The 18,389-nt window shown below is 32.6% G+C and carries 16 protein-coding genes; 11 read left to right on the top strand and 5 right to left on the bottom strand.

The features are described 5' to 3' along the window. The first annotated feature begins 25 nt into the window (after nt 1-25). From porX to BM383_RS16255, 5 genes are all read left to right on the top strand, one after another. Nucleotides 26-1,576, top strand: a complete 1,551-nt coding sequence (porX, locus tag BM383_RS16275) for a T9SS response regulator signal transducer PorX (RefSeq protein ID WP_093026210.1) — start codon at nt 26-28, stop codon at nt 1,574-1,576. Beyond that, a complete protein-coding gene (tsaE, locus tag BM383_RS16270; protein ID WP_093026209.1) occupies nt 1,576-1,995 on the top strand; it encodes a tRNA (adenosine(37)-N6)-threonylcarbamoyltransferase complex ATPase subunit type 1 TsaE in 420 nt (139 codons plus the stop codon). The genes porX and tsaE overlap by 1 nt, the downstream gene beginning before the upstream one ends. Nucleotides 1,996-2,243: 248 nt before the next feature. Beyond that, a complete protein-coding gene (locus BM383_RS16265; protein ID WP_245766610.1) occupies nt 2,244-2,750 on the top strand; it encodes a hypothetical protein in 507 nt (168 codons plus the stop codon). Between the two features lie 33 nt (nt 2,751-2,783). Continuing rightward, nucleotides 2,784-3,983: an alanine dehydrogenase gene (locus BM383_RS16260; protein ID WP_093026207.1), complete on the top strand. Its 1,200-nt coding sequence runs from the start codon at nt 2,784-2,786 to the stop codon at nt 3,981-3,983. Beyond that, nucleotides 3,984-4,355, top strand: a complete 372-nt coding sequence (locus BM383_RS16255) for a DUF4258 domain-containing protein (protein WP_093026206.1) — start codon at nt 3,984-3,986, stop codon at nt 4,353-4,355. A 2-nt stretch (nt 4,356-4,357) separates the two neighbouring features. Here BM383_RS16255 and BM383_RS16250 read toward each other — a convergent pair whose 3' ends face one another. Beyond that, nucleotides 4,358-5,527 (bottom strand): proline dehydrogenase family protein, encoded by a 1,170-nt coding sequence (locus BM383_RS16250; RefSeq protein WP_093026205.1) that lies wholly within the window; start codon nt 5,525-5,527, stop codon nt 4,358-4,360. A 232-nt stretch (nt 5,528-5,759) separates the two neighbouring features. Here BM383_RS16250 and aroB point away from each other — a divergent pair, with 232 nt between their 5' ends. The 4 genes from aroB (at nt 5,760) to BM383_RS16230 (ending at nt 9,903) form a co-directional block, all read left to right on the top strand. Beyond that, nucleotides 5,760-6,827, top strand: coding sequence for a 3-dehydroquinate synthase (gene aroB / locus BM383_RS16245; protein ID WP_093026259.1), 1,068 nt, complete (start codon nt 5,760-5,762; stop codon nt 6,825-6,827). 292 nt (nt 6,828-7,119) lie between these two features. Further along, complete coding sequence (locus BM383_RS16240) at nt 7,120-8,514, top strand: arginine decarboxylase (RefSeq protein ID WP_093026204.1); 1,395 nt, start codon at nt 7,120-7,122, stop codon at nt 8,512-8,514. A 55-nt stretch (nt 8,515-8,569) separates the two neighbouring features. Next, nucleotides 8,570-9,538: a deoxyhypusine synthase family protein gene (locus BM383_RS16235; protein WP_093026203.1), complete on the top strand. Its 969-nt coding sequence runs from the start codon at nt 8,570-8,572 to the stop codon at nt 9,536-9,538. Nucleotides 9,539-9,612: 74 nt separating this feature from the next. Further along, entirely contained in the window at nt 9,613-9,903 is a 291-nt protein-coding gene (locus BM383_RS16230) for a hypothetical protein (protein WP_093026202.1), read from the top strand. Between the two features lie 93 nt (nt 9,904-9,996). Here BM383_RS16230 and BM383_RS16225 read toward each other — a convergent pair whose 3' ends face one another. The 3 genes from BM383_RS16225 to BM383_RS16215 form a co-directional block, all read right to left on the bottom strand. Beyond that, nucleotides 9,997-12,582 (bottom strand): phosphoenolpyruvate carboxylase, encoded by a 2,586-nt coding sequence (locus BM383_RS16225; RefSeq protein ID WP_093026258.1) that lies wholly within the window; start codon nt 12,580-12,582, stop codon nt 9,997-9,999. A gap of 91 nt (nt 12,583-12,673) precedes the next feature. Continuing rightward, on the bottom strand, nt 12,674-13,156 hold the full coding sequence (locus tag BM383_RS16220; RefSeq protein ID WP_093026201.1) for an Lrp/AsnC family transcriptional regulator: 483 nt from the start codon (nt 13,154-13,156) through the stop codon (nt 12,674-12,676). A 96-nt stretch (nt 13,157-13,252) separates the two neighbouring features. Next, nucleotides 13,253-14,374, bottom strand: a complete 1,122-nt coding sequence (locus tag BM383_RS16215) for a M14 family metallopeptidase (RefSeq protein WP_093026200.1) — start codon at nt 14,372-14,374, stop codon at nt 13,253-13,255. Nucleotides 14,375-14,713: 339 nt separating this feature from the next. Here BM383_RS16215 and BM383_RS16210 point away from each other — a divergent pair, with 339 nt between their 5' ends. Both BM383_RS16210 and BM383_RS16205 read left to right on the top strand, forming a co-directional pair. After that, nucleotides 14,714-15,184 (top strand): helix-turn-helix domain-containing protein, encoded by a 471-nt coding sequence (locus BM383_RS16210; RefSeq protein WP_093026199.1) that lies wholly within the window; start codon nt 14,714-14,716, stop codon nt 15,182-15,184. A gap of 60 nt (nt 15,185-15,244) precedes the next feature. After that, nucleotides 15,245-15,619, top strand: coding sequence for a hypothetical protein (locus BM383_RS16205; RefSeq protein WP_093026198.1), 375 nt, complete (start codon nt 15,245-15,247; stop codon nt 15,617-15,619). Nucleotides 15,620-15,765: 146 nt separating this feature from the next. On the opposite strand, the gene BM383_RS16200 is transcribed toward BM383_RS16205, so the two are convergent. Beyond that, nucleotides 15,766-18,357, bottom strand: a complete 2,592-nt coding sequence (locus tag BM383_RS16200; RefSeq protein WP_093026197.1) for a DNA gyrase/topoisomerase IV subunit A — start codon at nt 18,355-18,357, stop codon at nt 15,766-15,768. Between the last annotated feature and the right edge of the window lie 32 nt (nt 18,358-18,389).

Below are 18,389 nucleotides of genomic sequence, written 5' to 3'. Positions count from 1 at the left end.
ATTAATAAAGACAAATATACACATAATGACCACTATTAAAATACTTTGGGTAGATGATGAAATAGATTTATTAAAACCACACATTTTATTTCTTGAAAAGAAAAGCTATGATGTAACTACCTCACAAAGCGGTTTAGATGCTATAGAATTGATTGACGAAGAAAATTTTGACATTGTTTTCCTTGATGAAAATATGCCAGGTTTAACGGGTTTGGAAACCCTAAGCGAAATAAAAACTAAACGTCCTACGCTTCCTGTTGTCATGATTACAAAAAGTGAAGAAGAGTACATCATGGAAGAAGCTATAGGATCCAAAATTGCAGATTATCTTATAAAACCGGTAAACCCAAATCAAATACTTTTAAGCTTAAAGAAAAATCTTGATAATTCTCGATTGGTTTCAGAAAAAACGACATCGAATTACCAACAAGAGTTTCGAAAAATTGCCATGGATTTATCTATGGTAAACAGCTACGAAGAATGGGTTGATATTTACAAAAAATTGATTTATTGGGAATTAGAATTAGAAGATATTGAAGAAGCAAGCATGATGGAGATTTTAGAGTCTCAAAAAAGTGAAGCAAATACGCAATTTTTCAAATTCATAAGTAAAAATTACCAAGATTGGTTTCAAAATAGCGAAGACGCACCTGTAATGTCTCACCAATTGTTTAGAGAAAAAGTTGCTCCACTGTTAAAAGAAGGAAAACCAACACTTTTGGTGGTTGTAGATAATTTACGATACGACCAATGGAAAGCTTTTGAAGGAATCGTTTCTAACTATTATAAAAAAGCAAGTGAAGAAGCGTATTTTAGTATTTTACCAACCGCTACACAATATGCCAGAAATGCTATTTTCTCTGGATTGATGCCTTCTGAAATGGAAAAATTATATCCAGAATATTGGAAAAACGACACAGATGACGGAGGAAAAAATCTTCATGAAGAAGATTTCCTAAGAGAACAAATTAGAAGATTAGGTTTAAAAATCAACTGGGAATATCACAAAATTTCAAACCTTCGATCTGGTAAAAAATTAGCAGAAAACTTTAAAAACCAAAAGGATAACGACCTATGCGTAGTTGTATACAATTTTGTAGATATGCTTTCTCACGCTAAAACAGAAATGGAAGTTGTTAAAGAATTAGCTTCCAATGATAAATCCTATAGATCATTAACTCAAAGTTGGTTTAAAAACTCACCATTACTGGATGTCATTCAACAAGCACAAACACTAGGTTTTAAATTAATTATCACAACAGACCACGGAACTATCAATGTGAAAAACCCTTCCAAAGTAATTGGTGACAAAGAGACAAGCTTAAACCTGAGATACAAAACCGGAAGAAGTCTTACCTATGAAAATAAAGAAGTTTTAGCATTTAAAAATCCGAAAGATGTTCATTTACCGGCAATTAATATGAGTAGTTCTTTTATCTTTGCAAAAGAAGACTACTTTTTTGCATACCCCAACAACTACAATCACTACGTGAGCTATTACCGAAATACGTACCAACATGGCGGTGTTTCGTTAGAAGAAATGATCATACCGTTTATTGTTTTAGACCCTAAATAATGAAAATTACATATGAACTATCAGAAATTGATGCAGTTGCAGATCAAATTCTGAAAACAGTTAACAGTAAAACACTTCTATTCCAAGGTGAAATGGGTGCTGGAAAAACAACACTTATCAAAGCATTAGCTAAGAAATTAAATGTTTTTGATATTACAGCAAGCCCCACCTATGGTTTTGTAAATGTTTATGAAAGTGAAACTGGTGAAACTATAAATCACTTTGATTTTTACAGATTAAATTCTGAAGAAGAAGCTTACGACATAGGTATTGAAGAATACTTCTATGGAAACAGCTGGAATTTTATCGAATGGCCATCAAAAGCCATTTCTATTATTCCTGAGGAATCCGATTGTATCTCTATTGAAAAAATTAATGAAAATGAGCGAGTTTTAATCATAGGTTCAAAAGAAAAATAATTGATCAATGATTTAATTTTTTATATTTGGTCTACCTAAACTTAACCTTAAAAGCGGCTAAAACTGGTAAAGGTACGACTAAAGTATTTATTATAAATAAGTTATATTTTTCTAGGTTTGTCATGTCTAAACCTTATAAAACTTATTTATCATGAAAAATTTTAAAACTTATTTCGTACTAGCATTAATGGCAATTTCTTTAGGAGTATCTTGTTCACCAGCCAGCGTCGCAGATGAAGACAGCTTATATGACACCCAAACAGGACAAGACAAAACTATCAAAATCGTTAGGCCTACTCACGGCTAGTATTGTAGCTATTTTAATAGCTATATCACCTTTCGTATTTTATTCATACATATATGTCCCATCCGGTCCGGAATGGGACACTTTTTTTGGTACAATTCGAAGTGATTACTATCTAGATGTTAATGATCTAGCTTGGATTTTCTTAGGTAAGCTAGTTCCTTTTTATCTCTTAATACTTTGGTTTTTAACTTGTAAGCACTGGTGGTATCATGTTATTTTAATTCCCATTGCTATGTACGCCTTACAAATTTTCTATGTATTTAATGATGAACAACAGTATTTTGATGAAGCTGAAATTTATATTTTAGTTCCTATTATTGCTATCATTGCCCCCTTCGTATACCTTGTGAGAATTAAAATTTTTGAAAAATACATTCATGGTATAGATATAAAGAAAATTGACGAAGAGCTCGAAAAATACAAAGAAACAGATTCCTCGAATTCCTAAAATCTTTAACAATTCACAATAAATTTCCTAACTATGGGACAACAGTTTTCTCCATTTAGTAAAGAAGAATTAATTCCTCAAGAAGAAAAACTTGAGATTCAAAAGCAAAAAGGAGAACTGTTTATTGGTATTCCTAAAGAATGTTCATATCAAGAAAAAAGAGTTTGCCTTACTCCGGATGCTGTAAATGCATTAACAGTCCAAGGTCATCGTGTAATTATAGAAGCAAATGCAGGTTCTGATTCTAATTTTTCTGATACAGAATATAGTGAAGCAGGCGCAGAAGTAACGCATGACACAGACAAGGTTTACAGCTGCCCTATTATTTTAAAGGTAGAACCACCTACTGCTGCCGAATTAAACTTGATTAAACCCAAAACTGTTTTAATTTCTGCTCTTCAAATTAAAACACAATCCAAAGCTTATTTTGATACACTGGCTAAAAAGAAAATTACGGCTCTTGGTTTTGAGTTTATCAAAGATGAAGACGGTAATTACCCAATGGTGCGCTCTTTAAGTGAAATTGCTGGAACTGCCTCTGTTTTAATTGCAGCCGAATTACTTACCAATGCTAATTGTGGCAACGGTCTTATGTTCGGCAACGTGAGTGGCGTTCCTCCTGTAAGTGTTGTCGTTTTAGGAGCTGGAACCGTAGGAGAATTTGCTGCAAGGTCTGCAATTGGATTAGGTGCTGGCGTTAAAATGTTTGATAATTCAATAAGTAGACTTAGAAAAGCACAAGTTAATCTTGGGAGAGCCATCTACACGTCAACAATTCAACCTAAAAACCTAATCAAAGCCTTGCGCAGATGTGACGTATTAATTGGAGCTGTTCGTGGAAAAGATAGAGCTCCGGTCATTGTTACAGATGAAATGGTTCAAAAAATGAAAACTGGTTCTGTAATTATAGACGTTAGTATTGACATGGGAGGCTGTATTGAAACCAGCGAGATTACATCTCATGACAATCCTACTTTTGTAAAGCACGATATTGTACATTATTGCGTACCAAATATTCCTTCCAGATACTCAAGAACCGCCTCTATATCAATAAGTAACATCATTACTCCTTATTTATTAGAAATAGGCGAACACGGAGGATTAGAAAATTCTATAAGATTTGACAAAGGTTTACGAAACGGTTTGTATTTTTACCACGGAATTTTAACAAACAAATCGGTTGGTGAATGGTTTGATCTTTCCTACCGAGATATTAATTTACTTTTATTTTAAATGCCTTTACTTAAAAGACTTGGGTTTTATTTTATTGGATTTTCTATAGGAATCATCTTTTTAATTTTCTTTTTCAAAAACAAAAAATCTGAATTCTGCTATTTTCCAAATTGTAGAGTTTTAAAAGAAATTCGTGAAAATGAATTTCAAATAGATGAAAAAGCCCAACCAATTTTAGCTTCAAATAAAATTGAAGAACAAGATATTGAAGATATTTTGACTTACGGAGAGGTGAATTTCAGCGAAAGTGATACACATGCCGAACCTTGTAGAACCTATGTTATCGAGGCAATTTGGAATGAAAAAAATATAACGTTCACTGTAAAAAATTGCCCCGATTATGCATTGCTAGAAAATGTTTCTGTAAACTAGTTTTACAGAATTTTTCTTCGGTGTCTTTCTGCCTTTAAAAGATTTAGTTCTCTACTAGTTTGACCAGATACCGAAGTATTTTCTTCAGCTCTTCGAATTAAATAAGGCATCACGTCTTTCACTGGACCAAAAGGCATATACTTGGCTACATTATAACCATCATTTGCTAAATTATAGCTTATATGATCACTCATCCCATATAATTGTCCAAAATAGATACGTTTATCCGCTGGATCTATTCCACGCTCGTTCATAAGTTCCATTAACATATAAGAGCTCTCTTCGTTATGAGTTCCTGCAAAAATAGACATACAATCAAGATGATCTAACATATAAACAATTCCGGCATTGTAATTATCGTCGGTTGCTTTTTTGGATTCACAAATTGGAGTTTTATAGCTGTTTTCGTTAGCACGTTCATTTTCTTTTTCCATGTACGCACCACGAACCACCTTCATACCTATATGAAAACCATCTGATTTAGCTTTTTCATGTAGTGATTTTAGATAATCTAATCTATCCCATCTATACATTTGAAGCGTGTTATACACAATAGCTTTTTCCTTGTTATAACGGCGCATCATTTCTTCAATAAGATCATCTGCAGCATCTTGCATCCAGCTTTCTTCCGCATCAACTAACAACGGAACATCTGCTTCATATGCTTTTTTACAAACTTTATCAAATCGCTCTACTACCCTATTCCATTCATCTTGCTCAGCAGCAGTTAAGGTTTTACCTTCTCCTATTTTTTGATACAGAGCAAATCTACCAAACCCAGTAGGTTTAAATACTGAATATGGAAGTGCCTTATTATTTTCAGAAAAGGAAATGAGTTTCAAAATCTTTTCACAGGCATGATCAAAATATTTTTCCTCTTCTTTTCCTTCTACTGAATAGTCAAGAATACAATTTACGCCCGCTTCATGCATTTTTTCTACTTTCCAAAGACAATCTTCCTCATTAATTCCTCCACAAAAATGATCAAAAACCGTTGCCCTTATCAATCCGTCAACCGGTAAATGTGCCTTAATACAAAAATTAGTGACTGCAGTTCCTATACGAACAAGAGGTTCATTTGCAATCATTTTAAACAGAAAATAAGCTCGCTCTAATTCGGTATTTGTCTTTAATCGAAAAGCGATTTCAGTGTTCTCAAAATATTTCTTCATATAGTACAAGTAGTGAGCAAATATACAATGTGGGATGATAATTATTTCTTGTTGGAATGACAATTTTTTCTTTGCTAATTTTGAATTGATTATCAGAAATTTAACTTTCCTCTAATTCCATTAACACTCCTAAATTCCTTGTTTTAGTAATTAAATATTCAAAAATCACCTTTCATTTTCAGCTTAGAAAGAAGAAATTCTATTACTTTGTAGTTCTATAAAATTGAACGTTTTGAAACCAATCACTTCTACAGACTATAATGTTTATTTTAATACAGATGCATTTACAGCGCTAAATGAACATTTAGAAAAAAATAACTATTCAAAAATTTTCATTCTAGTTGATTCTAATACAAATGCGAATTGTTTACCGGTGTTTCTTCCTCAACTGGTAACAAATTGTGAAGTGGAAATTATTGAAATTGAAGCTGGCGAAATTCATAAAAACATAGAAACCTGTACGGGTGTTTGGAACGCTATTTCAGAATTAGGCGGCGACAGAAAAAGTTTGATGATCAACCTTGGAGGAGGTGTTGTTACAGATTTAGGAGGTTTTGTGGCTGCTACTTACATGCGTGGCATCAATTTTATAAACATTCCTACTACGTTGCTTTCCATGGTAGATGCTTCGGTTGGTGGAAAAACCGGTATTGATCTTGGTACACTTAAAAATCAAGTAGGTGTTTTTTGTACTCCAGAAATGGTTTTAATTTCTACAGACTTTTTAAATACTTTACCTTCCAATGAAATGCGCAGTGGAATGGCAGAAATGTTAAAACACGGGCTCATTGCAGATGAAAATTATTGGAATTTCTTTAAAAATTTACAAAACCTTACTTTGGAGGATTTGGACAAATTGATTTATGATTCTGTAATTATCAAAAATAATGTAGTACTTCAAGATCTCAAAGAATCAAATCTTAGAAAAACACTAAACTTTGGCCACACGCTAGGTCATGCCATAGAATCATTTTTTCTGAATGATGAAAGCAAAACTACCTTATTGCATGGAGAAGCTATTGCCATAGGAATGATTTTGGCAGCACATTTATCTCACCAAAAATTGAATTTTTCAATTGAGAAGGTAGATGAAATTAAGTCTGTAATTTTGAATTATTTTGAAAAGGTAGCCATTGAAGAAAATGATTTAGACACTATCATTTCTTTGATGAAACATGACAAAAAGAATACCTACGGAACTATAAATTTTGTGCTTTTAGAAGGAATCGGAAATCCAACAATCGACATAAAAGTTGATAACAACATGATTTTAAAGGCTTTTGAGTATTATAAAAATTAAAAAAAATATGTTGTATAATTGTTTTTTTTAAGCACATTTGCAGCGTTGATAATTACTCCGTAAATGACGCAAAAGTTTTTAAGTACTGATATTTTCTCTTTGAAAAAAATTCAGTTTTTATGTGGGTTAGCTCAAAGGCTATTCATTGATTTCCGCAAGATAAAATCAGGAAATCATGTTAACATAAACTTCCTGTTATTGTTAATCTTCGTTATTATTTATCTTCGAATTTGATTGTTTTCAAGCTATTTTTTTAACTTGTAACAACGATTGATTAACTAACAATACCCAAATGAAAAATAAGTATATTGATCTTATTGATCAAACCTATTATTTTCCGCAAGAAGAATTTACTTTAAACGAAAACTCACTTTCTTTCCACGGAATTGATTTAATGAAATTAATTGAGGAATATGGTGCTCCATTGAAATTCACCTACCTTCCACAAATTTCGAACAACATAAAAAAAGCGAAACATTGGTTTGGCAATGCTATTGAAAAGCATAATTATAAAGGGAATTACAACTATTGCTATTGTACCAAAAGTTCTCATTTTGAGCATATTTTAACCGAGGCTTTGAAGAATGATATTCATATTGAAACATCATCTGCTTTTGATATCAATATTGTAAATCAATTAAAAAGTGAAGGTAAAATCACCAACGACAATTATGTGATTTGTAACGGTTTCAAAAGAGATCGATACATAATGAATATTGCAGATTTAATCAATTCCGGTCATAAAAAATGTATTCCTATTATTGACAATTATGAGGAATTAGATCTTCTAACAGACGTAATTGATGGTGATTTTGAGGTAGGTATCAGAATTGCTTCTGAAGAAGAGCCTAAATTTGAATTTTACACAAGTAGATTAGGTATCGGTTACAAAAATATTGTACCATTCTATGAGCGTGAAATAAAAGATAACGACAAGGTTTCTTTAAAAATGCTTCACTTTTTCATCAATACCGGAATTCGTGATACGGCGTATTACTGGAATGAATTGGTAAAATGTTTAAAAGTATATATCCAATTAAAGAAAATTTGTCCAACATTAGATAGTTTGAATATTGGCGGGGGATTTCCTATCAAAAATTCACTTGCTTTTAATTATGACTATCAATATATGATTGATGAAATCATTTACCAGATTAAAACAGCTTGTGATGATGCTGGAGTTCCTGTTCCAAACATTTTTACAGAATTTGGTAGTTTTACTGTTGGTGAAAGTGGTGGAGCTGTCTATGAAGTTTTGTATCAAAAACAACAAAACGATCGTGAAAAATGGAACATGATCAATTCATCTTTCATTACCACATTACCAGATACTTGGGCGATTAGCAAGCGTTTTATTATGCTTCCTATTAACCGTTGGAATGATGAATATGAACGCGTTCTTTTGGGTGGGTTAACCTGTGACAGTGATGATTACTACAACAGTGAACAGCACGTTGCAGCAATATATTTACCAAAATTTAGCAAAACAAAACCTTTATATATTGGTTTCTTTAATACGGGAGCGTATCAGGAAACAATTGGAGGTTTTGGTGGGTTACAGCACTGCCTCATCCCTACTCCAAAACATATTTTGATTAATAGAGATGAAAACGGCGAACTGACTACCAAAGTTTTTGCAGAACAACAAAAAGCTGAAGATATGTTAGATATTTTAGGATATAAATAAATCCAAGAATATTCATTTTATATAACTTTAAAATACTACAACAAAAAATATTACCATGAAAGGTCCTATTTCAAACTTTATAGAAAAATATTATTTACACTTCAACTCGGCAACAGTTGTTGATGCAGCTAAAGCATACGAAGCTCAATTAGAACAAGGTTCTAAAATGATGGTAACACTAGCAGGAGCTATGAGTACTGCAGAGCTTGGGAAAATCTTCGCTGAAATGATTAGACAAGACAAGGTTCAAATTATTTCTTGTACAGGAGCAAATCTTGAAGAAGACATCATGAACTTGGTAGCACATTCTCACTATAAGAGAGTCCCAAATTATAGAGATTTAACTCCGCAAGAAGAATGGGAATTATTGGAAAAAGGATTAAACAGAGTTACCGATACTTGTATTCCTGAAGAAGAAGCTTTCCGAAGACTTCAGCAACACATTCACAAAATTTGGAAAGATGCCGAAGAAGCTGGTGAACGCTATTTTCCACATGAATTCATGTACAAAATGCTATTATCTGGAGTTTTAGAAGAATATTACGAAATAGACTTAAAAGACTCTTGGATGTATGCTGCTGCAGAAAAGAATTTACCAATTGTAGTTCCTGGTTGGGAAGATAGTACAATGGGAAATATTTTTGCATCTTACGTAATCAAAGGAGAATTAAAAGCTTCAACTATGAAAAGCGGAATTGAGTACATGGCTTTTCTAGCAGACTGGTATCGTAATAATTGTGATAAAGGAATCGGGTTTTTCCAGATTGGTGGTGGTATTGCAGGAGATTTTCCTATTTGTGTAGTTCCAATGCTTTATCAAGATCTTGAAATGACGGATGTACCTTTCTGGAGTTATTTCTGCCAAATTTCAGATTCAACAACAAGTTATGGTTCTTATTCAGGAGCTGTTCCAAATGAAAAAATTACTTGGGGTAAATTAGATATTGATACTCCTAAGTTTATCATTGAATCTGATGCAACCATTGTAGCACCATTAATTTTTGCATATTTACTAGAAATGTAGCAATTTATTTACATTGACATTTGTATTTAATACTATTTTTCAATTACATTTAACGACAATTAAGGATATAATATATGAAACGCGTTATTGTTGATTATAAGAAACTTACAAACGAAATTCTATCTCTTTTGGTAGAAAAATATCCAGATGGATATGGCGATGATGACATCATAAGTTTCAAGAATTTGAAGAACGAAACAGTAGAGGCTGTTGAAGTAAGAACAGAAGATTGCATCTATCTGGTAAAAGTGAGTACCCGCTTGGCAAACACGATGGAAAACTTTGACGAAGATGAAGATGATTTTGATAACTCTGGCGAAACAGAGAATATAGATATTCCAGAAGATAACGAAGAAGAGGATTAATTAATTAATTAATTTCTTTATATCACATTACAACATAAAAAAGCCGTTCTAAATTTAGAACGGCTTTTTCTATATTTATTTGTTTTAAAAATATTACGCTGAGTTTCTACTTGCATTGATATTTCCAAACAATGATCTGGTAACCATTTTCTCATAAACTTGAATCAAGGCTTCATCCACATTTTTATTCTTATGAAAATCTTGCACTTTCTTCAAAGCAAACTGTTGAATTGTTAACAACGGCAACACAATATCTTCACGAACTTTGATAGACGCTTTTTGAGATCTGGTGTCTTCCATTAATTCAGAATATCCGGTTAACTTCAATAATAGCTTTTTAGATAACTCATATTCATCATGAATCAAAGTCCAGAAAGCTCCATACTCTTCATCATCTTTCATATAAGCCGTTAGCTTGAAGAATGATTTAGTTAAACTCATCATACTATTTTCAAGCAATGTTTTGAAGAACAATGAATTATGATATAATTTTTGAACTTTATCAAATTCTCCTTTATCCTCAAAATGTTTTAAAGCCGTACCAACTCCAAAGAATCCAGGAACGTTTTGTTTCAATTGGCTCCAGCTACCTACAAAAGGAATTGCTCGTAAATCTGAGAAAATTAACTTATCAGACTTTCCTCTTTTCGAAGGTCTACTTCCAATATTAGTTTTTGCATAGTATTTTAATGTACTCATATGCTCTAAATACGGTACAAATTTCGGATGATCTTTAAAGTCAGAATAAGTTTTATAACTTACTTCTGCCAATTCTTCCATAGTTTCTTTATCCTCTGGAGAAATGATATTTTGATCTTTGGTAAAAATCTCATTCATAATACCTGAACTTAATAATTGCTCAAGATTATATTGACAAGAATCAACCGTTCCAAAATTAGAACTAATTGTTTGTCCTTGAATTGTCAATTGAACTTCTTCGTTTTCAATTTCTGGACCTAAGGAAGCATAGAATTGGTGAGTTTTTCCTCCTCCACGCGCTGGTGGTCCACCTCTACCATCAAAAAATATGACTTTAATACCATATTTCCTAGAAATTTCGGTAAGCTCTGCTTTTGCTTTATAAATACTCCAGTTCGCCATCAAGTATCCTCCATCTTTTGTACCATCGGAGAAACCAAGCATAATTGGCTGAACGTTATTTCTTCTTTCTAAATGTTCCTTATAAATAGGATTGGTATATAACGTTTCCATGACACTTTTTGCCCGTTGTAAATCGTCTACTGTTTCAAAAAGCGGCGTTACATCTGCAGAAGGTTTTTCCCAACCCGTTAAACGAATCATTGCAAAAGCTTCTAAAACATTGATGATGGTTTGGTTGTTACTAATTATGTAACGATTACAACCAACTTCACCATTTGTTTTCTGAATTTCCTGCATTGCATAAATAGACTGCAATGTGCGTTTTGCCATTTCATCAGAAATAATCTCTGGATCAATTTTGCCGCTTACTTTTGTAAGAACGTCTATTTGTTCTTCATCTGATAACGACTCATAGTTCTCAGGGAAAATTCCAAGATTATGTTTGTGGGTATCATTTACAATTCCTAATAAAACACTGTGATGTACACGGGAATCTTGACGAATATCTAACGTAGCAAAATGGAAACCGAAAAGTTTCACTTTGTTTATTAAATCCGAAATTTCTTCTACAAAAAGTGATTGATGTCTTTCCGTTAGAATCGCTTTAATTTCTTTAAGCTTTGCTAGAAAATAGTCTTTATCTAAAGTATGTTTTTTAGAACTGATAAAAACATTTTCATACAAGCTTTGCTCTAACTCTTTGATAATTTTATCTGCACCGTCAAAAGTAATTCTTCGTTTAAGCTTACGAATATCTTTGTAATAATTTTTAAGTACCGAAGTTTTAAGTCTATCAGCTACATTTAAGGTAATTTCAGGAGTTACAAAAGGATTTCCATCCCTATCACCTCCTGGCCAAAAGCCTAATTTTACCACATCATTTTCCAATTCTTCTTCACGAAAAATATTGTTTTGGATATAAGTGAATATTTTTGAACTAGCTTGATAAAATACGTTTTCTAGGTACCAAATTAAACTTACTGCTTCATCGAATGGCGTTGGTTTTTCTTTCTTAAAGAAAGGGGTTTTACCAAGTTGTGCTAACAATTTTTTAATTTCAGTTAGATCATTACGCTCAATAGCATCAGAAAGATCGGTAATAATACCTAATACCGGTCCCGGATAAAATTGAGTAGGGTGAGCAGTTAAAACCGGACGAATTGAAAAGTGTTTTAAATGTTCTTTCAAATCTCCAAGTTTATTAATTGCTTGCGCTTCTTCTTTGATACTGCGCAAGGTACCATGACCATTCATGTTATTCACAACAGAGAAAGAAGCATCTTCAATTGCATCAAACAACACTACCTGTCTTTCGATATACTGAATAAAACGGAATAGATACGAGATCTTTTCTTCTTCAGAAATATCACTAAAGAACTTTTTAAAAAATTCATCTACGATTGTAGTAGGATCCTGATTCTTCTCATACCCTTTTTCACATATTTCGGAAAATAATGGTAGAAAAGAACCAGTGTTAGAAATTTCATCAAATGGTAGCGTTAGAAAAATACTGTTGTAAATCTGATATTTGGATAATACACTGTCATTAAACCGTTGAATTTTGGGTTTTCTAAGCATTTGATTTTTTTGATTTATATTCATTTAAAGATAAAAAAAAACCCTTTCATATACTAGTATGAAAGGGTTCAATTATTATAAAATTTGTTAATTAATTCAACTCATTGAAGATTGAGTGCATTAATCTTTTCTTATCATTTATACTTTCTTCAAGAGAAATCATTGTTTCTGTTCTAGAAACTCCTTCGATATCATCAATCATGAAAATAATCTCTTTTGCGTGCTTTGTGTTCTTAGCTCTTACTTTACAAAAGATATTGAATTTTCCAGTTGTGATATGTGCTACCGTAATATTTGGAATTTCATTAAGACGCTCCATTACAAATTTGGTTTGGTGCGTTTTCTCTAGAAAAATACCTACATATGCAATAAACGCATAGCCTAATTTTACATAGTCTAAAGTTAATGAAGAACCTTTAATGATTCCTGCATCTTCCATTTTCTTAACACGAACGTGAACAGTACCAGCAGAAATAAGAAGTTTCTTTGCTATATCTGTAAAAGGCGTTCTAGTATTATCGATCAACATATCTAGGATTTGGTGATCTACCTCGTCTAATTTAATTTTACTCATATGTATTTTTTTAAAATCAATGGACATACAAAAAAAGCAAAAAAAACATTAATTACACAACAAAAAATAGAAAAAATTTATTTTTATGTTAAAAAACTAAAGGTTTTTTAAAAACTCCTGTAAATCCGTTGTTAATAATTGTTTTCTGGTTATACTTATTTTTGCGTTTGAAGCATCTATTTCTTGATGTCCGTAACAGTTTTGCAAATTTCCTATTTTTTCCACATATGGAAAAAGAAAAATGTTATTATTTTGTAAATTTTCTTTAAAAAGTACACCTATTTCGTTTTCGGTTTCTACGTCTTCCTCAGAAAACTTAAAGTTTTTTATCAAAATGTCAAAAAATCGTTTTTCATTTTCTGGCACATCAAAGTAATTTTCAAACTCATCTCCTGTTATTTCCTCGGTAGAAACTTTTAAAAGGGATGATAACAAAGCAATGAAAACAAATTTTCGCGTTTCCTCACGCTCATAATCACCTTGGTAATGACCGGCTTCAAATAGTATTGTAGGAACTCCAAGAGAAGTAAACATATCTCCTATACAATTAATATTGAAACTATCGTCAAAACGCCCAATTTGGTTAGGAATATAGTTTTGTAACGTAGCTACCATCGCATTTATAATTTCCATAGCTTTCTTACGAGTATCGGTAACATTCCTATCTGGGTCTTCTGAAGGAGCTAAAAAAGATAAAGTAGCAGGTTTTGGAGTATCGCCTACATTGAAAATAGTTCTCTGGTCATGTAGGTTAAAACAAAAGTCTGGTTCTATATTTTCAAAAGCAGCACGTAACACACGGCTTTCAGGTTGCGTTAAATGCTTAGAATCCCTATTTAAATCCTCATTGTTAGCATTGAACCTTGTATAAGCAGTGGCTCCATCAGGATTCAACATTGGTATAATATATAAGGTACAAGCATCTAAAATTTGTTGAGAATAGTCACTTTTGGTATTTAAGAAAGATAAAAGATCTAAAACAGCCTTTGTAGTGGTACTTTCATTTCCGTGCATCTGTGACCACATAAAAACTTTATGATCTCCATTTCCCACTTTTAAAAGATGTATAGGCAATCCGTTTACGGAATGTCCAATGATTGATTTCTCAAAGTTAAAATCTGTCTTTTCTAAAAACGATTCTAGACGTTTATAAGGTAAATATCTTCCCGAAATCTCACTGTATTTTATGGCGTCATATGTTAACCAGTCAAGGTTCATAAGTATAAAATTTTGATGGTTACAAATCTAAACAATTGATTTGGATTAATGTGTTTACAATTGTATTTACATCTGTAAACAAGTGTTTGTTTATTTTTGTAAACATGTTACGAATGCTTCTCTTTTACAATTGTAACTTATCTTTTATTTGATTCATTTTGTTATTGATTATTTTTCAATGTACTATTAAACTACCATTTAATTATCTTATTTTCAATAATTAAGTAGTGTTTAATTGAAGTGTTAGTTCATACTTATGTTGATTGATTAATTAACTTTTAAATTAAAATTTCTTTCATTACATTTGTAAACAGTACTAATTTACAAATACAGTTTACAATGGTAAACAACCAAGAGTTTTCAAAACGTTTACAAATTATACTCGAACATTATCACCTGTCGGCTTCTGCTTTTGCTGATTCTATAGATGTACAGCGTTCTAGTATTTCGCATATTTTATCGGGAAGAAATAAGCCTAGTTTAGACTTTGTTTTGAAAGTTATTCAAACTTATTCTGAAGTGGATTTGTATTGGCTATTGAATGGAAAAGGAACCTTTCCTCCTTCTAAAAATGAAGAACAAAAATTAGTAATCACTAAGCCTTTACAAGAAGTTTCGCCATCGACAAATCAATCCAAAGACAGGACTAATGATTTGTTTTCAAATTCTTCCGAGGATATATCCCAAAAATCCGAAAGCATTTCAGAAAAAAACACGATGACTTCCGTAATGTCTTCGTCAAAAAAAGTTGAGCGAATTGTGATTTTCTATGCTGATAAAACTTTTGAAACCTACTTACCTAATTCTTAAAAAGAAGATTTCAATTTATTAGCTGAAAACAAAATGGTAATTTGCAGGAAAATTTATATTATGAAATATTTTACACTTGTACTCCTTCTTTTATGTTGTATTTCTTGTTTTCAACCAGACAGAAATTGTACTGATTTTAAAACAGGAACATTTACTTATGAAGTTTCATTAAACGATGAAACTATCAAAGGTTCTTTTACGAGAACTGAAGATTTACAAATTGAAAATTACGGAGAAGGTAAAATAGATTCCAGCAGAATTAATTGGGTAAACGATTGTGAGTTTATTGCTAAAAAGATACATCCGCAGACGATGAATGAAAAAAAACCATTGCTTTTTAAAATTCTCTATACCGAAGGTGATTCTTATACTTTTGAATATTCGTATGTAGATGATATGACCAATAAACATCAAGGAAAAGTATATAAAAAATAATAACTCTTGTTAAGCATATAGAGAAGCTTTTCAATAGAAAATTACACGTTTCTTTATCTACTTGTTAAAAACGTATGATAGGCGACATCAACCATAAAAAAAGGGAGCTAATTGCTCCCTTTCTTATATACTAATGGTTTTGTTTTTTACTCATCAAACAATCGTAAATCGTCATTGTCTTTTGCATCTTCTTCTGTTTCGGTAATTTCTTCTTCCGGAACTTCGTATGGCAACGGTTCTAACAAATTTACCGTTCTAATTTTATCGGCTGTTAATTGGTTTCCTAAAGCTTTGATTCCTTTAACGGTTATAAATTCTTCCATATCTACCGTTAAATTTGGTTTTGCCTCTTTTCCTCTAGGTTTTACAAATTCTATCTCTGCCATTGGTCGCCAATCGGTAGCTACAATTTGTATTTCAGATTTAGGATGGTCTGTAATTATCGTTTCTTCCTTATTCTCATTTTCAACTAGGAAACGTTTCAAATAGTAACGTTCTTTTTCTCCTTCGTAATAAATGATAGAAATTGGTTTTTCCGGAATCCATTTTTCTAACACAATCATATCGTTATCAAAATGCGTTGTTAATTCTGGTAAAATAGTTTTTACCAAACCATTTTGGCGAATCACCAACAAACGATCTTCTCCTTTAAACTCGCCTAACAATTCGCCACGTCCATCTACGTTGAGACGCTGCACAATATCATCGAACCAAATTTTACGAGGTTTCAATGTAGAAACTCCTTTTTCTTTTAATTCGATTCGTTTTACCGAGAATTTAGAAACTAAATTTCCTTTAGAGCTACGACCTTTGATTTTGATATCTGCGAAATCAATATCCCATTTCAGCTTTTTTACACTTCCCACAGCGCGCAACAATACTGTAACTATCTCGGCTTCTCCATTTGGGTTGGCTGAAAAATACAATACCCTACTTTGTGGTTTCCCTTGGGTTAAATCGTATTCACGATCACGGGTTACGCTGGTTACATTAAAGCGCTTTATAAATGTAGAACCGCCTTTGCCATCTTTGTAGACCATGTTGTAGGTAGTGCGCTTATCGCCTCTTTTGAAAATGGCTACGTGGATTATATCTTTACCAACATACGTTTTATCGGTAACTTTATGAACGTTCATTTTACCATCTGCGGTAAACACAATCACATCGTCAATGTCACTACAATCGGTAACGTATTCATCTCTTCTAAGTCCGGTACCTACAAAACCTTCTTCGCGGTTTACATAGAGTTTTGAATTTCGAATAACCACTTTGGTTGCTTCGATATTTTCGAACAAACGAATTTCGGTTTTACGTTCTTTTCCGGCTCCGTAGGTTTTTCTTAAATGCGTGAAATAATCAATTGTAAATTCAATAATATGGTTCAAGTGATGCGTTACTTCAGCAATCCTATCTTCCAACGATTCAATTAATTGATCTGCTTTATTAATATCAAATTTTGAAATTCTTTTGATTCGAATCTCAGTTAATCTTACAATATCATCCTGAGTTACAGCTCTTTTTAAATGCGTAATATGTGGCTTTAAACCTTCATCAATAGCGTTGATAACTCCATCCCAGGTTTCTTCTTCTTCAATTAAACGGTAGATTTTATTCTCAATGAAAATTCGTTCTAACGAAGCAAAATGCCACTGTTCTTCTAATTCTCCTAACTGCACCTCTAACTCTTGTCTCAACAATTCTACGGTGTAATCTGTAGAGCGTTTTAACATTTCGGTTACGCCAATAAACAAGGGTTTGTTGTCTTCAATAATACACCCCAAAGGCGAAATAGAAGTTTCACAAGCAGTAAACGCATACAAGGCGTCAATAGTTTTATCTGGTGAAATACCGTTGGGTAAATGCACTAAAATTTCAACTTCGGCAGCCGTATTGTCCTCAATTTTCTTGATTTTAATTTTGCCCTTATCATTGGCTTTCAAAATGGAATCAATCAATGAAGAAGTGGTTGTAGAAAACGGAATCTCATTAATCACCAAGGTAGTTTTGTCTTGCTGACTAATTTTGGCGCGTACACGAATTTTTCCGCCACGCAATCCGTCATTATAGTTAGACACATCCATAATTCCACCCGTTGGAAAATCGGGTACAATTTGAAAACGCTTTCCTTTTAAATGTTTAATAGAAGCATCAATTAACTCTAAAAAATTGTGAGGCAACACTTTGGTAGACAAACCAACCGCAATCCCTTCGGCTCCTTGTGCTAATAACAATGGAAATTTTACCGGAAGGTTGATGGGTTCCTTTTTACGACCATCATAACTTAATTGCCAATCGGTAATTTTTGGACTGTAGACAACTTCTAAAGCGAATTTTGACAATCGAGCTTCAATATAACGAGAAGCTGCAGCACCATCTCCCGTTAAAATATTTCCCCAGTTCCCTTGTGTATCTATCAATAAATCTTTCTGCCCAATTTGCACCATAGCATCGCCAATACTGGCATCACCGTGTGGATGATACTGCATGGTATGCCCAACAATATTGGCTACTTTATTGTAACGACCATCATCTAACTCACGCATAGAATGCATGATACGACGCTGAACGGGTTTAAAACCGTCTTCTATCGCCGGTACGGCACGTTCTAAAATTACATACGAGGCATAATCCAAAAACCAATCTTGATACATGCCTGTAATACGCTTAATGGTATCTTGTTGTTCTTGATTTTGGTTATTTTCTTCCGGATTTAATTCTTCTGGATTATCGGTGCTCATTAATTGCTCTAAGGGATTTTAGGTGAACCAAA

The organism is Pustulibacterium marinum, from assembly GCF_900116665.1.
In the GTDB taxonomy this organism is placed as follows: domain Bacteria; phylum Bacteroidota; class Bacteroidia; order Flavobacteriales; family Flavobacteriaceae; genus Pustulibacterium; species Pustulibacterium marinum.
The sequence above is the reverse complement of the archived record's forward strand: the minus strand, read 5'-3'. Positions and strand labels throughout refer to the sequence as shown.